The sequence below is a fragment of the Fibrobacter sp. UWH9 genome, from assembly GCF_900129715.1.
Taxonomy (GTDB): Bacteria; Fibrobacterota; Fibrobacteria; order Fibrobacterales; family Fibrobacteraceae; genus Fibrobacter.
In genome coordinates, this window is sequence record NZ_FQWP01000007.1 from 1 (window position 1) to 15,475 (window position 15,475).

The 15,475-nt window shown below is 51.1% G+C and carries 31 protein-coding genes and 1 pseudogene; 31 read left to right on the plus strand and 1 reads right to left on the minus strand.

The features are described 5' to 3' along the window. From tuf to rplQ, 29 genes and pseudogenes are all read left to right on the plus strand, one after another. Positions 1 to 210, plus strand: a pseudogene (tuf, locus tag BUB94_RS07655) (elongation factor Tu); the annotation flags it as partial. Positions 211 to 220: 10 nt separating this feature from the next. Further along, on the plus strand, positions 221 to 529 hold the full coding sequence (rpsJ, locus tag BUB94_RS07660; RefSeq protein WP_014546117.1) for a 30S ribosomal protein S10: 309 nt from the start codon (positions 221 to 223) through the stop codon (positions 527 to 529). A gap of 5 nt (positions 530 to 534) precedes the next feature. Then, the gene (gene rplC, locus BUB94_RS07665) at positions 535 to 1,152 is read left to right on the plus strand and encodes a 50S ribosomal protein L3 (protein WP_073159181.1); all 618 of its coding nucleotides are present in this window, start codon (positions 535 to 537) and stop codon (positions 1,150 to 1,152) included. Continuing rightward, positions 1,152 to 1,772 carry a 50S ribosomal protein L4 gene (rplD, locus tag BUB94_RS07670; RefSeq protein WP_073159179.1) on the plus strand — a complete coding sequence of 207 codons (621 nt, stop codon included), beginning with the start codon at positions 1,152 to 1,154 and terminating at the stop codon, positions 1,770 to 1,772. The genes rplC and rplD overlap by 1 nt, the downstream gene beginning before the upstream one ends. Next, positions 1,772 to 2,077 (plus strand): 50S ribosomal protein L23, encoded by a 306-nt coding sequence (rplW, locus tag BUB94_RS07675; protein ID WP_073159177.1) that lies wholly within the window; start codon positions 1,772 to 1,774, stop codon positions 2,075 to 2,077. The genes rplD and rplW overlap by 1 nt, the downstream gene beginning before the upstream one ends. A gap of 2 nt (positions 2,078 to 2,079) precedes the next feature. Continuing rightward, positions 2,080 to 2,910 carry a 50S ribosomal protein L2 gene (gene rplB / locus BUB94_RS07680; RefSeq protein ID WP_073159175.1) on the plus strand — a complete coding sequence of 277 codons (831 nt, stop codon included), beginning with the start codon at positions 2,080 to 2,082 and terminating at the stop codon, positions 2,908 to 2,910. Positions 2,911 to 2,913: 3 nt separating this feature from the next. After that, entirely contained in the window at positions 2,914 to 3,195 is a 282-nt protein-coding gene (gene rpsS, locus BUB94_RS07685; protein ID WP_073159173.1) for a 30S ribosomal protein S19, read from the plus strand. Beyond that, positions 3,195 to 3,542 (plus strand): 50S ribosomal protein L22, encoded by a 348-nt coding sequence (gene rplV, locus BUB94_RS07690; protein WP_073159171.1) that lies wholly within the window; start codon positions 3,195 to 3,197, stop codon positions 3,540 to 3,542. The genes rpsS and rplV overlap by 1 nt, the downstream gene beginning before the upstream one ends. Positions 3,543 to 3,547: 5 nt before the next feature. After that, positions 3,548 to 4,207 (plus strand): 30S ribosomal protein S3, encoded by a 660-nt coding sequence (rpsC, locus tag BUB94_RS07695; RefSeq protein WP_073159169.1) that lies wholly within the window; start codon positions 3,548 to 3,550, stop codon positions 4,205 to 4,207. Positions 4,208 to 4,209: 2 nt separating this feature from the next. After that, positions 4,210 to 4,623, plus strand: a complete 414-nt coding sequence (gene rplP, locus BUB94_RS07700) for a 50S ribosomal protein L16 (RefSeq protein WP_073159167.1) — start codon at positions 4,210 to 4,212, stop codon at positions 4,621 to 4,623. Beyond that, the gene (gene rpmC, locus BUB94_RS07705; RefSeq protein WP_073159165.1) at positions 4,623 to 4,814 is read left to right on the plus strand and encodes a 50S ribosomal protein L29; all 192 of its coding nucleotides are present in this window, start codon (positions 4,623 to 4,625) and stop codon (positions 4,812 to 4,814) included. The genes rplP and rpmC overlap by 1 nt, the downstream gene beginning before the upstream one ends. 18 nt (positions 4,815 to 4,832) lie before the next feature. Next, entirely contained in the window at positions 4,833 to 5,087 is a 255-nt protein-coding gene (gene rpsQ / locus BUB94_RS07710) for a 30S ribosomal protein S17 (protein ID WP_073159163.1), read from the plus strand. Between the two features lie 21 nt (positions 5,088 to 5,108). Beyond that, positions 5,109 to 5,477, plus strand: a complete 369-nt coding sequence (gene rplN / locus BUB94_RS07715; RefSeq protein ID WP_073159161.1) for a 50S ribosomal protein L14 — start codon at positions 5,109 to 5,111, stop codon at positions 5,475 to 5,477. Continuing rightward, complete coding sequence (gene rplX / locus BUB94_RS07720; protein WP_073159159.1) at positions 5,477 to 5,776, plus strand: 50S ribosomal protein L24; 300 nt, start codon at positions 5,477 to 5,479, stop codon at positions 5,774 to 5,776. Before rplN ends, rplX begins: the two co-directional genes overlap by 1 nt. Before the next feature lie 8 nt (positions 5,777 to 5,784). Beyond that, on the plus strand, positions 5,785 to 6,324 hold the full coding sequence (gene rplE, locus BUB94_RS07725; protein ID WP_073159157.1) for a 50S ribosomal protein L5: 540 nt from the start codon (positions 5,785 to 5,787) through the stop codon (positions 6,322 to 6,324). A gap of 9 nt (positions 6,325 to 6,333) precedes the next feature. Further along, entirely contained in the window at positions 6,334 to 6,519 is a 186-nt protein-coding gene (locus BUB94_RS07730) for a type Z 30S ribosomal protein S14 (protein WP_072799949.1), read from the plus strand. A gap of 13 nt (positions 6,520 to 6,532) precedes the next feature. Then, positions 6,533 to 6,928, plus strand: coding sequence for a 30S ribosomal protein S8 (gene rpsH / locus BUB94_RS07735; RefSeq protein ID WP_073159155.1), 396 nt, complete (start codon positions 6,533 to 6,535; stop codon positions 6,926 to 6,928). A 2-nt stretch (positions 6,929 to 6,930) separates the two neighbouring features. Beyond that, entirely contained in the window at positions 6,931 to 7,470 is a 540-nt protein-coding gene (rplF, locus tag BUB94_RS07740) for a 50S ribosomal protein L6 (RefSeq protein WP_073159153.1), read from the plus strand. A 9-nt stretch (positions 7,471 to 7,479) separates the two neighbouring features. Then, entirely contained in the window at positions 7,480 to 7,851 is a 372-nt protein-coding gene (gene rplR / locus BUB94_RS07745) for a 50S ribosomal protein L18 (RefSeq protein WP_073159151.1), read from the plus strand. Then, a complete protein-coding gene (gene rpsE, locus BUB94_RS07750; RefSeq protein WP_073159149.1) occupies positions 7,851 to 8,345 on the plus strand; it encodes a 30S ribosomal protein S5 in 495 nt (164 codons plus the stop codon). The genes rplR and rpsE overlap by 1 nt, the downstream gene beginning before the upstream one ends. Positions 8,346 to 8,356: 11 nt before the next feature. Then, the gene (rpmD, locus tag BUB94_RS07755; RefSeq protein WP_073159148.1) at positions 8,357 to 8,536 is read left to right on the plus strand and encodes a 50S ribosomal protein L30; all 180 of its coding nucleotides are present in this window, start codon (positions 8,357 to 8,359) and stop codon (positions 8,534 to 8,536) included. Position 8,537: 1 nt separating this feature from the next. Beyond that, on the plus strand, positions 8,538 to 8,975 hold the full coding sequence (gene rplO, locus BUB94_RS07760) for a 50S ribosomal protein L15 (protein WP_073159146.1): 438 nt from the start codon (positions 8,538 to 8,540) through the stop codon (positions 8,973 to 8,975). Beyond that, entirely contained in the window at positions 8,975 to 10,336 is a 1,362-nt protein-coding gene (gene secY / locus BUB94_RS07765; RefSeq protein WP_073159144.1) for a preprotein translocase subunit SecY, read from the plus strand. The genes rplO and secY overlap by 1 nt, the downstream gene beginning before the upstream one ends. Next, complete coding sequence (gene infA / locus BUB94_RS07770; protein WP_014546098.1) at positions 10,336 to 10,554, plus strand: translation initiation factor IF-1; 219 nt, start codon at positions 10,336 to 10,338, stop codon at positions 10,552 to 10,554. The genes secY and infA overlap by 1 nt, the downstream gene beginning before the upstream one ends. Positions 10,555 to 10,581: 27 nt before the next feature. Continuing rightward, positions 10,582 to 10,698 carry a 50S ribosomal protein L36 gene (gene rpmJ / locus BUB94_RS07775; protein ID WP_014546097.1) on the plus strand — a complete coding sequence of 39 codons (117 nt, stop codon included), beginning with the start codon at positions 10,582 to 10,584 and terminating at the stop codon, positions 10,696 to 10,698. A gap of 9 nt (positions 10,699 to 10,707) precedes the next feature. Then, positions 10,708 to 11,076 carry a 30S ribosomal protein S13 gene (rpsM, locus tag BUB94_RS07780; protein ID WP_073159142.1) on the plus strand — a complete coding sequence of 123 codons (369 nt, stop codon included), beginning with the start codon at positions 10,708 to 10,710 and terminating at the stop codon, positions 11,074 to 11,076. Between the two features lie 26 nt (positions 11,077 to 11,102). Then, positions 11,103 to 11,522, plus strand: coding sequence for a 30S ribosomal protein S11 (rpsK, locus tag BUB94_RS07785; RefSeq protein ID WP_073159201.1), 420 nt, complete (start codon positions 11,103 to 11,105; stop codon positions 11,520 to 11,522). Positions 11,523 to 11,540: 18 nt separating this feature from the next. Then, positions 11,541 to 12,515, plus strand: coding sequence for a DNA-directed RNA polymerase subunit alpha (locus BUB94_RS07790; protein WP_073159140.1), 975 nt, complete (start codon positions 11,541 to 11,543; stop codon positions 12,513 to 12,515). A 2-nt stretch (positions 12,516 to 12,517) separates the two neighbouring features. Beyond that, positions 12,518 to 12,985: a 50S ribosomal protein L17 gene (gene rplQ / locus BUB94_RS07795; RefSeq protein WP_073159138.1), complete on the plus strand. Its 468-nt coding sequence runs from the start codon at positions 12,518 to 12,520 to the stop codon at positions 12,983 to 12,985. A 34-nt stretch (positions 12,986 to 13,019) separates the two neighbouring features. Here the strand turns inward: rplQ and BUB94_RS17165 are convergent, their stop codons facing one another. After that, positions 13,020 to 13,169 carry a hypothetical protein gene (locus BUB94_RS17165; protein WP_249269449.1) on the minus strand — a complete coding sequence of 50 codons (150 nt, stop codon included), beginning with the start codon at positions 13,167 to 13,169 and terminating at the stop codon, positions 13,020 to 13,022. Here BUB94_RS17165 and BUB94_RS07800 point away from each other — a divergent pair. Both BUB94_RS07800 and BUB94_RS07805 read left to right on the plus strand, forming a co-directional pair. After that, entirely contained in the window at positions 13,147 to 14,253 is a 1,107-nt protein-coding gene (locus BUB94_RS07800; RefSeq protein WP_249269450.1) for a polysaccharide biosynthesis/export family protein, read from the plus strand. The two genes, BUB94_RS17165 and BUB94_RS07800, sit on opposite strands and share 23 nt — an antisense overlap. 1 nt (position 14,254) lies before the next feature. Then, the gene (locus BUB94_RS07805; RefSeq protein ID WP_073159134.1) at positions 14,255 to 15,457 is read left to right on the plus strand and encodes a GumC domain-containing protein; all 1,203 of its coding nucleotides are present in this window, start codon (positions 14,255 to 14,257) and stop codon (positions 15,455 to 15,457) included. Positions 15,458 to 15,475 lie beyond the last annotated feature (18 nt).

The window sequence follows — 15,475 nt, forward strand, 5'->3', positions numbered from 1 at the left end:
GGCTATCGTCCCCAGTTCTACTTCCGCACCACCGACGTTACTGGTACCATCCAGCTGCCGGAAGGTGTCGAAATGGTGACCCCGGGTGACACCGTGACCATCCACACCACTCTCATTGCCCCCGTTGCAATGGAAAAGCAGCTCCGCTTCGCAATCCGCGAAGGTGGCCGTACCGTTGGTGCTGGTTCTGTAACCGAAATCATCAAGTAAGGAATTTACAATGGCTGGTGAACGCATTCGTATTCGCTTGAAGAGCTTCGATCATCGCATGATCGACCGCTCTGCTCAGGACATCGTGAATACAGCTAAGAACACTGGTGCCCGCATTGCTGGCCCCATCCCTCTCCCGACGAAGATTCAGAAGTATACGGTGCTCCGCTCTCCGCATATTGACAAGACTTCTCGTGAACAGTTCGAATCCCGTACGCACAAGCGTCTTATCGACATCCTTGATGCTACTCCGCAGACTGTAGATTCCCTCATGAAACTTGACTTGCCCGCAGGCGTTGAAGTCGAAATTAAGGTTTAATAACAATGAACGGTATTCTCGCAAAGAAATTGGGAATGACCCAGGTATTCACGGAACAGGGCGAATGCGTTCCTGTTACGGTTCTCGAAGCCGGTCCGTGCGTGGTCGTTTCCCACAAGACAGAAGAGAAGGATGGCTATACTGCTGTCCAGATCGGCTTTGGTCTCAAGAAGGAACAGCGTGCCAATAAGGCAGAAATCGGCCATTTCAAGAAGGCTGACGTTGCTGTTCGTGAACACCTCGCTGAATTTGATGTCGCTGATCTCGAATCCTGGCCGGTTGGCAAGGAATTTGGTGCTGCTGATTTCGCTGACGTTAAGGTTGTCAACGTTTCCGGCATCTCTAAGGGTCACGGCTTCTCTGGTACCATCAAGCGCCACAACTTCCACAGCGGTCCTCGTTCCCACGGTACTCACAATATGCGTGAACCGGGTGGTACTTCCGCTCACTCCTATCCGGGCCGTGTTTTCCCGGGTAAGCGCATGGCTGGTCAGTTCGGTAACAAGAAGGTTACCGTTAAGCACCTCCAGGTCGTTAAGGTTGATGGCGACCGCAACCTGATCTTCGTCCGTGGCGCAGTCCCCGGTGCTAAGAACAGCATTATCGTGGTGAGGAAAGACTAATGGCTAATGCAAAGCTCTTCGCCGCTACTGGCGATTTTAAGAATGATATTCAGCTCCCGGCAATGTTCGACGTGGAAGTCAACAAGGTTTGCATGTACTTGCATATCAAGGCTATCCTGAACAACAACCGTCAGGGCACTGCTCAGACCAAGAACAAGTCCGCCGTTAGCGGTGGTGGTCAGAAGCCGTGGAAGCAGAAGGGTACCGGCCGCGCTCGTTCCGGTCAGAACACCTCTGCAGTTTGGGTTCGTGGTGCTAAGGCTCACGGTCCGAAGTCTCACGACTACTTCGAAAAGGTCAACAAGAAGGTTAAGAAGATCGCTTTCCACTCTGCTCTCTCTGCTAAGGCAGCTGAAGGCAAGGTGATGGTGTTCGAAGCTCTCAGCTTCGCAGCTCCCAAGACCAAGGATCTCCTCTCCGTTCTCGCTAAGGCTGGTCTGGAACAGCGTAACGCTCTCTTCCTGGTTAGCGAAAAGGATCAGAACCTTTACCTGTCCTCCAACAATATCCCTTGGTGCCGTTGCGCTCGCGTAGCCGACGTTAACACCTACGATATCGTTCGTGCCAACAACGTTGTTATCTCTCAGGCTGCACTCGCAGAACTTGAAGGAGGCCGCTAATGGCTGAAATTCACGAAATCCTCGTTGCTCCGCACATTACCGAAGACGCTGCCAAGGTTATGGCTGCATCCAAGGATGTGAAGAAGTACGTTTTCAAGGTTGCCAAGTCTGCCACCAAGACCGAAATCAAGGAAGCTATCGAAAAGCGTTTCAACGTTTCTGTTGACTCCGTCAATACCTTGATCAACCGTGGTAAGATGAAGCGTGTCCGTATGGGCATGGTTGCTGGCAAGAAGTCCAACTGGAAGAAGGCCTACATTACTTTGAAGGCCGGTCAGTCCATCGCTGAGTTCGAAGGAGTATAATCATGGGTTTGAAGTCTTATCGCCCGCTTACCCCGACGCTTCGTTACAAGCAGATTGGTGACCGCAAGGAAATCACTGCTGACAAGCCGTACAAGCCGCTTACCAAGGGTATCAAGCGTAGCTCTGGCCGTAACAACGCCGGTGAAATCACTTCCCGCCGTCGCGGTGGTGGTCACAAGAAACTGTATCGTCTCATCGATTTCAAGCGTCAGTTCGCAGGTGTCTCCTGCGTCGTCGAAACTATCGAATACGATCCGAACCGCACTGCTCGCATCGCTCTCGTCAAGTACGAAAACGGCAAGCGCTGCTACATCATCGCACCTGCAGACGTTAAGGTCGGTGACGTTCTGAATTCTGGCGAAGGTGCCGAATTCCGCGTTGGTAATGCTCTTCCCATCCGCGAAATTCCGCTGAACACCATTATCCACAACATCGAAATGAAGCCGGGCAAGGGTGCCCAGATTGCTCGTTCCGCTGGTGCCGGTGCAGAACTGGTTGCTAAGGATGGCAAGCTGTGCCAGGTCCGTCTGCCGAGTGGCGAAGTTCGCTACATTCCGGAAGACTGCCTCGCTACCGTTGGTCAGGTTTCCAATATCGATCACATGAATGAATCCTCGGGTTCTGCAGGCCGCTCTCGCTGGCTCGGCATTCGCCCGTCTGTCCGCGGTGTCGTTATGAACCCGGTCGATCACCCCCTTGGTGGTGGTGAAGGTCGTACCTCTGGTGGTCGTCATCCCTGCTCTCCTTGGGGTAAGAACTCTAAGGGTGCAAAAACTCGTAACAATAAGCGTACCGATCGTTTCATCGTTCGTCGTCGTCAGAAGAGGGCCTAATTCATGTCTAGATCCCTTAAGAAAGGTGCGTTCGTGGATTCCCACGTTCTCGTCAAAGCTCAGGCCATGGCCGGTTCCGACAAGAAACAGGCTATCAAGACCTGGTCCCGTCGTTCTACCATCATCCCCGATATGGTCGGACTTACTTTCTCCGTGTACAACGGTAAGCAGTTCATTCCTGTCTATGTAACCGAAAACATGGTCGGTCACAAGCTGGGTGAATTCTCCCTGACCCGTACTTTCAAGGGTCACCGCAAGACTGAAACTGTCGGAGGCAAGAAATAATGCAAGCTGTAGCTAAAGTGAAAAACGTCCGTTACGGTGTCCGCAAGCTGCGTCGCGTTGTCGACCTGGTTCGTGGCAAGTCCGTTGCAGAAGCATTCGCAATGCTCTCTATCCTCCACACGCAGACCAAGGGCGCTCCCCTGGTTGAAAATGCACTGAAGTCCGCTGTTGCTAACTTCAAGCAGAAGTCCGCTTCCGCTGTTGCAGCAGAAGAACTGGTCATCAAGACCATCACTGCTGACGGTGCAACCATCATGAAGCGCATCCATCCGCGTTCCCAGGGCCGTGCTTTCCGTATCGAAAAGCCGCTCTCTCACATCACAGTCGTTGTGGCCAACAAGGAGTAATTAAAATGGGTCAGAAAACTCATCCGAATGGTCTTCGTCTTGGCGTCATCCGCGGCTGGGAATCCAAGTGGTATGCCGAAGACAAGTTTGCAGATCTTCTTTATGAAGATATCATGCTCCGTCGCTACTTGATGAAGCGCTTCGAACATGCTTCCCTGTCCAAGGTTGGCATCGAACGTACCGTCAAGAAGGTGAATGTTAACCTCTTTACTGCCCGTCCGGGTATCGTGATCGGCCGTAAGGGCGAAGAATTGGAGAAGCTGAAGGGCGAACTCCAGTTGATCACCGGTAAAGAAATCTATATTAACGTCCAGGAAATCAAGCGTCCGGAAACTGACGCTAAGCTGGTTGCCGAAAATATCGCTCGTCAGCTCGAAAAGCGTATTTCCTTCCGCCGCGCTATGAAGCGTGCCATCCAGTCCGCTATGCGTATGGGTGTGGAAGGTATCAAGGTGCAGTGCGGTGGCCGTCTCGGCGGTGCTGAAATTGCTCGCGTTGAAAAGTATGCTGAAGGTCGCGTGCCTCTGCACACTCTGCGCGCTGACATCGATTACGCAACTGCGATTGCCAAGACCGTTTATGGTGCCATCGGTATTAAGGTGTGGATCATGCACGGTGAAAAGATTGGTAAGGACGTCATGTCTGACAACAAGAGAGAGAAGTAATTATGCTGAGTCCTAAAAGAACATTACATCGTAAGCAGATGAAAGGCCGTATGAAGGGTATCGCTTCTCGCGGTAACTCCATCGCCTTCGGCGAATTCGGCATTCAGGCTCTCGAAAAGTGCTGGCTGACTGCTCGCCAAATCGAAGCTGCTCGTATCGCCATGACCCGTAAGATCAAGCGCGGTGGCCGCGTTTGGATCCGCGTCTTCCCCGACAAGCCGATCACCCGCCATCCTGCAGAAGCTCGTATGGGTAAGGGTAAGGGCGCTGTCGAATTCTGGGCAGCCGTGATCCTCCCGGGCCGCATCATTTTCGAAATGGGTGGCGTCGAACGCGAACTGGCACTGGAAGCTCTCCACGTGGCAGCTCAGAAGCTCCCCCTCAAGTGCAAAATCATCGAAGAATCGGAGATCTAATGAAGGCACGTGAATTAAAGGAACTGGGTGTTGACCAGCTCAAGGAAAAGCTCGCTCAGTTGAATCTCGATTTGTTCAACTACCGCATGGCTGCAAAGCTTGGTAGCTTGGAAAAACCCTCTTTGATTCAGGCAACCCGCAAGGATATTGCTCGAGTCAAGACCATCCTCACCGAAAAGGCCAAGGCTTAAGCCAGGCAGGAGCAGGAAATGGATAGAAACCTTCGTAAGGTTAAGCAGGGCGTTGTCTCTTCCGACAAGATGGATAAGACCATCACGGTTGTGGTTGAAAACCGCAAGCGTCACCCGATGTACAACAAGATCATGACCACTACCAAGAAGCTCAAGGCTCACGATGAAAACAACGAAGCCCAGGAAGGCGACTTGGTAGAAATCATGGAAACTCGTCCCCTCTCTGCAACTAAGCGCTGGCGCTTGGTTCGCATTGTGGAAAAGAAGAAATAATCTTTTTGGAGTAAGGCGAATATGATTCAAGAAGAAACCAGACTCGTCGTGGCCGATAACAGTGGTGCCAAGGAAGTCGCCTGCATCCGTGTTTTGGGTGGCACAAACCGTCGCTATGCTAGCATCGGTGATGTCATCAAGGTAGCCGTTAAGGACGCTATCCCCCAGAGCAAGGTGAAGAAGGGTTCCGTGGCAGACGCAGTAGTCGTCCGCACTCGTAAGGAAATCGCACGTCCGGATGGAACTTTGATCCGTTTCTCCGACAATGCAGTGGTTCTCATCAATAAGGAAGGTGAACCGCGTGGAACCCGTATTTTTGGACCGGTGGCTCGTGAGCTCCGCGACAAGAAATACATGAAGATCATCTCCCTCGCACCTGAGGTTCTCTAATGGCTAACATCAAGAAGAATGATACCGTCAAGGTGATTTCCGGTGCCAACAAGGGCAAGACCGGCACCGTGATTAGCGTCAAGGCAGGCAAGGTGACCGTTAGCGGCGTTAACGTTTGCAAGCGTCACGAAAAGCCGAGCCAGACCAACCAGACCGGTGGCATCATCGAAAAGGAACTGCCGATCGACATTTCCAACGTGATGCTTCTCGAAGGCAACACTCCGGTACGTACTCGCATCGTTCGCGAAGCTGGCAAGAAGGCTGTTCGCGTGAGCGTTAAGTCCGGTAAGGCTCTGTGAGGATTACAATGAACCAGATGAAGCAATTTTATCTCGAAAAAGTCGTCCCGGCCTTGCAGCAGAAGTTTGCCTACAAGAACGTGATGATGATTCCCCGCCTCGAAAAGATCGTGATCAACATGGGTGTTGGCGCTGCCTCCCAGAACCGTAAGGTTCTCGACGAAGCTGTGGATACCCTGACTGCAATCACTGGTCAGAAGGCTATCGTTACCAACGCTAAGAAGGCTGTTGCTAACTTCCACCTCCGTGAAGGCATCGGTATCGGCGCTAAGGTCACTCTCCATGGCGAAAACATGTGGGACTTCCTCTACCGCTTTATCAACGTGAACCTGCCTCGTGTTCGTGACTTCCGTGGTCTCGCACGTCGTGGTTTCGATGGTATGGGTAACTTTACCCTCGGTATCAAGGAACAGACCATCTTTGTTGAAATCGACATCGACAAGATCTCTCGTACCTTCGGTATGGACATCTCCTTCGTTACCTCTGCAAAGACTGACGACGAAGGCCGTGCTCTCCTCGAAGAACTTGGACTCCCCTTCCGTAAGTAAGGTAATACCATGGCTAGCACAAGAATGATTGAAAAATGCAAGCGTACTCCGAAGTATACCGTTCGTGGGTACAACCGTTGCAAGCGTTGCGGTAGGCCGCACGCCTTTATGCGCCGCTTTGGCCTTTGCCGTATTTGCTTCCGCGAAATGGCCCTGGCCGGCGAAATCCCCGGTATCACTAAGTCGTCTTGGTAAGGAGAGTATACTCATGGCAATGACAGATCCTATCGCCGATATGCTCACCCGTATCCGCAATGCCTCTACGGCAAAGCTCCCCGTGGTGGACATTCCTGCCAGCAACCTGAAGCGTGAAATCGCTCGCGTTCTGCAGGAAAAAGGTTTCATTAAGAAGTTCGTCGTAGTTGAAGACGGTAAGCAGGGCATCCTCAAGGTCCTCCTCCGCTACACTAACGGTGAATCCGCAATCCAGGGCATCCAGCGCGTGTCTACCCCGGGTCTTCGTCACTACGTTGACGCAGCCAAGCTTCCGCGCGTTCGCAATGGCCTCGGCTTTGCTATCATCTCCACCTCTAAAGGCGTCATGACTGACCACGAAGCTCGCAAGGAAAATGTGGGCGGCGAAGTCATCGCAAAGGTTTGGTAAAGATGTCCCGTATCGGTAAAGCTATTATCAACGTCCCGGCAAACGTTAAGGTTGCCATCAATGGTCAGAACATCAAGGTTGAAGGTCCCCTCGGCAAGCTCGAAGCTGACGTTCACGAACTGATTGCTATCAAGTTCGAAAACAACCAGCTGTCCTTCACCCGTCCTGACGACCAGAAGTTCACCCGTGCAATTCACGGCACCACTCGCGCTCTCGTTGCCAACATGGTTGAAGGCGTGACCAAGGGTTTCGAAAAGGTTCTCGAAATCGTTGGCGTTGGCTATCGTGTTGAACAGAAGGGCAAGGACTTGAACCTCGTTCTCGGTTTCTCTCATCCGGTTATCTTCCAGGCACCGGAAGGCGTGGAACTGAAGGCTGTTGATCCCCTGAAGATTTCCATCAAGGGTATCGACAAGCAGAAGGTTGGCCAGGCTGCTGCTGAAATTCGCAAGTACCGCCGTCCTGAACCGTATAAGGGCAAGGGCATTAAGTACGCTGGCGAAATTGTCCGTCGCAAGCAGGGTAAGAAGACAGGTAAATAAGGGTAAACTATGACTGCAATTGCTAAGAAAAGAATCCAGTCCAGAATCGCACGCCACGCTCGCGTACGTAAGTCTGTTGTCGGAACTGCAGAATGCCCTCGTTTGGCTGTTCGCCGTTCTTTGTCTCACATGGTCGCCCAGATTATCGATGACGCAAACAACAAGTCTATTGCTCAGCTCACCACTACTTCCAAGGATTTCCAGGGCAAGTTCGGTGAAATGACAAAGACTGAACAGAGCAAGCAGCTCGGTCTTTTGATTGCTGAAATCGCCAAGTCCAAGGGCATTGAATCCGTGGTCTTTGACCGCGGCGGTTACATCTATCATGGTCGCGTTCAGGCCCTTGCAGAAGGTGCTCGTGAAGGCGGCCTGAAGTTCTAATGAGGTACACTTTGGAACGCGAAGCTCAAGTTTCTGAATTTGAAGACAAGGTTGTACACATCAACCGTTGCGCCAAGACCGTTAAGGGCGGTCGTCGTATGTCTTTCTCCGCTCTCGTTGTCGTTGGCAACAAGAATGGTAAGATTGGTGTAGGCCTCGGCAAGGCTAAGGAAGTTTCCGAAGCTATCCGTAAGGGTACCGAAGCTGCTAACCGTAACATCGTCGAAGTCCAGCTCCTGGACGGCACCATCCCTCATGACATCGAAGTCAAGAGCGGTGCAACCCGCATCCTCCTGATGCCGGCTGCTCCGGGTACTGGTGTTATCGCCGGTGCTGCTGCCCGTGCAGTTCTCGAACTCGCTGGCGTGCGCAACATTCTCACTAAGATTCACGGTTCTTCCAACCCCAGCACCGTCGTTCGCGCTTGCGTCGAAGGCCTCCTGGCTCAGAAGAACAAACAGGACTGCGCTGCACTGCGCGGTGCTAACGCCTAAGGGGTAATACAATGAAGAAAGTTCGTATTACTTTGATCAAGGGTATCGTCCGTCGCCTCCCGATGCATCGTGCAAACGTTGCTGCTCTCGGTCTGCGCAAGATTGGACAGTCTGTTGAACACAATTTGACCCCCTCCATCCAGGGCATGATCAATGCTGTGGCTGACATGGTAAAGGTCGAGGAGATCTAAGATGGAACTCAATACTCTCAATCCTGGCAAGGCCAAGGTCGTAAAGCGCAAGCGTATCGGCCGTGGTCCGGGTTCCGGTTGGGGCACCACTGCTGGCCGTGGTCAGAAGGGTGCTGGTGCTCGTAAGAGTGCTAAGGCCGGTCGTGTCGCTTTTGAAGGCGGCCAGATGCCTATTCACCGTCGTATCCCGAAGCGCGGCTTCAAGCACGCTGGTGTCGAATACCAGATCGTGAACCTGAAGAAGCTTGCTTCCTGCAGCGTCGTCGACTTCGATGCACAGTCTCTGTTCGATCAGGGCTTCATCCGTAACGTCGAACTGCCGGTCAAGGTCCTCGCTTTTGGTGCCATCGATAAGGCTATCAACGTAAAGGTTAACGCTATCAGCGAAAAGGCTAAGGCCCTCATTGAAGCTGCTGGCGGCAAAGTCGAGATCATCTAATGGAAGCTCTCAAGAAAGCTATTGATGCGTTCGTCAATGCCTTCAAGATTGAAGACCTGCGTAAGAAGTTGCTTTTTACGCTTGGTCTTTTGATCGTTTATCGTATTGGCGCTCACATCACCATCCCCGGAGTGAATTCTGCCGTTCTGGCGGAGTTCTTCCGTAATTCAAACAACTTGTTCGGTCTGTATGACTCCTTCACTGGCGGTGCTTTCGCTAAGGCCACAGTGTTTGCGTTGGGCATCATGCCGTACATCAGTGCGAGCATTATCATTCAGTTGATGGGCTCTGTTATTCCCGCCATCCAGATGTTACAGAAGGAAGGTCAGGAAGGACGCGCTAAGCTGAACCAGTATACTCGCTACTTCACGGTAGCCTTGGCTGCTCTGCAGGGATGGGGCATTTCTGTATGGCTTTCCTCCCTGAAGGTGACTACCGCTACTGGTGCTGGCGTGTCGGTCCTTGCGGACGACTTCGCCTCTGGCGCCGGTAACGTCGGCTTCCGTTTACTCGCTACCCTGACCTTCACTGCTGGTACGATCTTTGTGATGTACCTTGGTGAACAAATCACCTCTCATGGTGTGGGTAACGGTATTTCTCTTATTATTTTCGCCGGTATCGTCGGCGGCCTCCCGAGGGCCGTTATGGCTGAAGCGGAAATGTTGAAGGAAGGCATTCATCCCCTGGCATTCGAAGTAATGATCCTTGCCATCGTGGTCCTGATTGTCGGCTTCATCGTCTTCGTGGAACAGGCGACCCGTCGAATTCCTCTACAAAGTCCTCGCCGTACTGTCGGTAGTAAGGTCGTAGGTGGTCAGTCTAGCTATCTGCCTTTCAAGGTGAATACCGCTAACGTGATCCCCGTGATCTTCGCCTCTTGCATCATGTTCATTCCGGCAATGATTGCATCTTGGTTCCCGAACGTTACAGCGATGCAGAGCTTTGCATCTATGTTTATCCCCGGCCACATTTCTTACAGTGTGGTGGATGCACTCCTGATTATCTTCTTCACCTTCTTCTACACAGCAATTCAGTACAACCCGAATGATATTGCTGAAAATCTGAAGAGGTCTGGCGGATTTATCCCTGGTGTACGTCCGGGTAAGCAGACTGCAGAGTATATTGACCACGTTTTAACTCGAATTTCTCTGCCTGGGGCACTTTATCTCGCTTTTATTAGCGTTGTTCCCCTGCATTTGAAAAACGAACTCAATATGACTTTCTATATTGGGGGTACCTCGGTACTTATCGTGGTTGGTGTTGCACTTGATACACTTCGTCAGCTCGAAGCTCAGTTGCATACCAAAAATTATGAAGGTTTCTTGAAAAATGGCCGCATCCGCGGCAGGATGGCTAACTAGTGGCTAAAGAAGAAGGAATTCAAGTAGAAGGCGTTGTGTTGGAAGCCCTTCCCAACGCTTTCTTCCGCGTTCAACTCGGAAATGGTCACGAAATTCTGGCCCATGTTTCAGGAAAAATGCGTCGGCATTTCATTAGAATTTTGCCTGACGACAAAGTGTTGGTAGAAATTTCTCCCTACGATTTAAATCGTGGAAGAATCACTTACCGTTACAAGTAATAGGTATTTTCAAAGAAGGTCAAACCTATGAAAATCAAAGCCTCCATCAAACCCAGATGTGAAAACTGCAAGATCATCCGTCGTAAGGGTGTATTGCGCATCATCTGTTCGAAGAACCCCCGTCACAAGCAGAAGCAGGGATAAGGAGATCGTATGGCACGTATCGCTGGTGTCGATTTACCGAAAAACAAGACTGTTGAATATGGTCTGACGGCAATTTATGGTGTCGGTCTGTTCACCGCTCGTAAGGTCTGTGCTCAGTTGGGCATTGACAAAGACAAGAAGTGTGATGACCTGACTGAAGAAGAACAAGGTAAGGTTCGTCATCTCCTGGAAGACGAATACTCTGTGGAAGGTCAGCTTCGCGCAGAAGTTACCCTGAACATTAAGCGTTTGCAGGATATTGGTTGCTACCGTGGTATCCGCCACCGCAAGGGCCTCCCGGTCCGCGGTCAGCGTTCCCGCACCAATGCCCGTACTCGTAAGGGCCCGAAGAAAACTGTGGCTAACAAGAAGAAGTAAGGAGTCTCATCGTGGCTGAAGAAGTAATTAATGAAACTGCTGCCGCTGTAGAAGCTCCGGCTGCTGAAGAAGTCAAGGTTAAGAAGGGCAAGAAGCGTATTGACCTCCAGGGTATCGCCTGCGTGTTCGCTTCCTTCAACAATACAATCGTTTCTATCACCGACGCTCGCGGTAACGTTGTAGCTTGGGGCTCTCCCGGTAACTCCGGCTTCAAGGGCTCTCGTAAGAGCACTCCGTTCGCTGCTCAGCTGGCTGCTGAAGTTGCTGCTCACAAGGCATTCGACCTCGGTATGCGTAAGGTGGATGTCCGCGTCAAGGGTGCAGGTGGTGGTCGTGAATCCGCTGTCCGTGCTATCAAGAATGCGGGCCTCGAAGTTCTCTCTATTCGAGACGTGACGGGCGTTCCTCACAACGGTTGCCGTCCTAAAAAGAAGAGAAGAGTCTAATCTAAAGAGGTATCGCCAATGATGTGGAAATCACTTCAGATGCCGCGCAGCTTCCAGAAAGTGGAAACCGGCGAAGACGGCCGCTACGCTAAGTTTGTCGTAGAAGCCTTGGAACGTGGCTGGGGTATCACCCTCGGTAACGCTCTCCGTCGTACGCTCCTTTCCTCTCTGCAGGGTGCGGCTATTGTCTCCGTGAAAATCGAAGGCGTTGACAAGGAATTTTCGACGATTCCGGGTGTTAAGGAAGATGTCACTGACATTATCCTGAATCTTAAGAGCATCCGCGTTAAGCTCCTTTCCGACCACGACGAAACCCTTCGCCTGGATATGTCCGGCGACGGCGAAGTCACGGCTAAGGACTTCATGGACAATCCGAATGTCGCTATCCTGACTCCGGATGTTCATATCGCAACATTGAACGGTAACGCTTCGCTGTCTCTGGAAGTTAAGATTTCCAGCGGCCGTGGCTACGTCACTGCTGACGAATTGAAGGACAAGGACGCTCCGATCGGCGTAATCGCCATGGACGCCAACTTCAATCCGGTGCAGAAAGTAGCAATGCACATCAGCGATACCCGCGTTGGCCAGAAGACGGACTACAACCGTCTGGAACTTGAGATTACGACTGACGGTTCCATCGATCCGGAAGATGCTTTGGCTTATGCTGCAAAGCTCCTGGTCGATCACCTGGAAATCTTCATCAACTTCGAAGGCGATCTCGAATCTCCCGAAGAATTGGAGATGGACGAAGAACGTCAGCGTATCGCTCAGCTCCTGCGCACCCGCGTGGACGATCTGGAACTTTCCGTTCGCTCCAGCAACTGCCTCCGTATGGCAAACATCCATACCGTTGGCGAACTTGTGCGCAACAAGGAAAACGATATGCTCAAATACAAGAACTTCGGTCGTAAGTCCTTGGTTGAACTTAATGAAGTATTGACCTCCATGGGCCTCAGCTTTGGTATGGACGTCGATGACTACTTGAAGGATTAAAAATGAGACACGGTGTAAAAAACAAGAAACTCGGCGTTAACGCCCAGCACAAGCGTGCCATCCTCCGCGCTCTTACCACTTCCATTCTTGGAAAGGGTATGGAAGCCGAACAGGGCAACCGCTACGTGCGCACCACTCTCCACAAGGCTAAGCTCGTTCGTAGCTGCGTGGATCGCATGATCACTTATGCAAAGAAGGGTGACCTTTCTGCACGTCGTGAAGCTGCTCGCTTCGTGATGGACCCGAAGGTTCTCCAGGATTTGTTCAACACTATCGGCCCGCGCTATGCTTCCCGTAACGGTGGTTATACCCGTATCCTGAAGCTTGGCCCGAACCGTGCTGGTGACGCTGCTGAAATGGCTCTCGTCGGTCTCGTCGAAGACGAAATCGTCGTTAAGGCTAAGAAGTCTGCAGAACCTGCAAAGTCTGAAACCGTTAACATGGTTGAAGGCGAAGGCAAGTCCGTCTAATCGATCTTTTGCAATCGGTTTAAAGAGCCCAGTCCTATGACTGGGCTTTTTTATTTTTACCCATAACTCCGGCTGCTTTATTTTTGTATTTTTCGTTCAACATGCCGAAAATTATTTCACTTATTTTGCTTTGCATTCTTTCTGCTTTTGCAGAGACATCAATGCTTAGTTCTTCGTTGTCCACTTCTAGTAAGGGTGCGCCTTCCCGTAGCACAGTTTCTCTTCAGCCGGCCTTTGCCGAAGTTCAGGTGGATTCTGCTTATGTTCTTGGACCGGGTGATTTTTTGGACTTGATGCTTGAAGACAAGTATCTCACCGTTCAAATTTATCCGGATGGTTCCGTGGCTATCGAGGAATGCGGTTCGGTCAATATTGGTGGAAAAACCCTGTCCGAGGCCCAGACCTTGATTCTTGATCTTGTGGCTAAACGTTATAACCGCGAATATTGTTTTGTCCAGCTTTCCGCTCTCAAGAAGTTCCGTGTGAATGTGATGGGTGCCGTAACGACAATCGGTCAGCAGGTGGTTGAACCTCAGACCAGGTTGAGCTTTTTCATTAGACAGGTTGGCGGTGTTCTTCCCAATGCCAACAAGGAAGATATCTGGGTCCTGCGTGGTAACGATACCCTGCATGTGAACTATAATGCAATGTCTTCGTCGGGTGATTTCGAACAGGATGTCATGCTGGAACAGGGGGACAAGATTTATGTTCCCTTTGTCGCTATGGGCGATAACATTGCGCTGATTTTCCCGGGGTATCGTACTAGTGTGGCCTTCCAGGAAGGAAGGACTTTGCAGGATTACTTTGAGCTTGCCGGCGGTACCCGTATGCATAACCTAGGTTACAAGGCGGTCTGTGTCCGCGAACCTGGAAAGGCTCCCCGCTGGATTACTCTTTCTGAAATGAAGCTGACCCAGATTGCGCCCAATACCGAAGTGGAATTTTCTGTGCAGGAAATGCTGGTCTATGTGGGTGGCGCCGTAAATGCCATTGGCCGTTATCCGTATAATCCCAGCTGGCATGCGCTGGATTATGCCGCCGCTGCCGGTATCAACACCATTGCCGGTTCCTGGAACCAGATTAGGGTGTGGCGTGGTAACAAGCCGACGGCCCTTACCCTGAGCGTCACTGAAGATCAGATTCTTCCGGGCGACTATATCGAAATTCCTAAAAGCCATTACGAATCTTTTAAGGATTTCACCTTGTTCCTGGCCTCGCTGCTATCGGTGGTTTCGTCTACATTTATCATATACATGAGTTACAAGTAGTATGGTTACTGAAAATCAGAAAGACATGACTTTATTGGAATGTGTGCTGAAGATGGTCAATAGCTGCCTTTCGCACAAGTTCCTGTTTATGGTTACGCTTTGGCTTCCTGTGTTGGTAGCTTTTGTATTGGTGATGTGGGTTATCAAGCCTGAATATTCTGCCGAGGCTGTCGTAACTCCGCCTAACGGTTCTGGAACTTCTGCCGGAAGCCTCAGCAAGTTGCTGGATGGTGCCGGTGGTCTGTCTTCTATGTCTTCCCTGCTGGGAGGGGGTGATGACGGCAAGAACATTGTCTGGACTTATTTTAATTCGTGGGAACTGCACAACAAGGTTATCGAGAAGTTCAACCTGGCAGACCATTACGAATTTGACGGGAACTTTCATGCAGACTTGCTGAAACTTTTCCGCAAGAAGTTTTCTCTGGAAGAAAACGACGAAGAAATGTTCCACGTGACTTTTGTCGACGAGGACCATAAGCTTGCCGCAGACATTTTGAGTTTCATGCTGGCCAACGTGGACTCCATGTACAATTCCTTCAAGACGACTCAGGCCCGCCAGTCTAGGCTGTATATGAACCAGCGTCTTGAAGAAGTGATGGTCAGGTTGGATTCCCTGGAAAGGGAATTTGTGAATTTCCAGCAGAAGAACCATGTGTATGATCCTGAAGTGCAAGTTGAAGGTACAATGAAGTATCTGGCTAGCCTGCAGACTGATTACAATGTGGTGTCTCTTGCGCTTGATAAGGAACGCGTAGAGCATGGCGAAAATACCAAGCTTTACCGCGAACTGAATGAACGTGTCAAGAAGGTGGAAAACACCAGAAACCAGGCCCTCGGTGGAAGGCAGAGCAATATCGGTGTGCTTTCTCTGAGCAAGGTTCCCGGGCTGGCTGCCGAATATACCAGAATGGAAAAGGAAATCAGGATGCAGGGGGCGATTTATACTTTCTTGAAGCAGGAAAGCGAACGTCTCTATATCGAAGAGAGCAACCTGATGTCTAACCTGATTGTGTTGTTGCCGCCTTGGGATAACGACAAGAAGATTCGACCGCTGCGTGGTGTTACCCTGGTGTTCGTTTTCTCTCTCAGCTTTATCCTGGCTGTTTCCCTCTGCTGCTTTATTGAATATTGCCGCAGCGTGGATCCTGAATCTAGCCTGGGCAAGGAAATCAGCAAGTTCTCTCGCAAGATTAGATTTAAGTAGTCGCGAAACGGTTTTCTG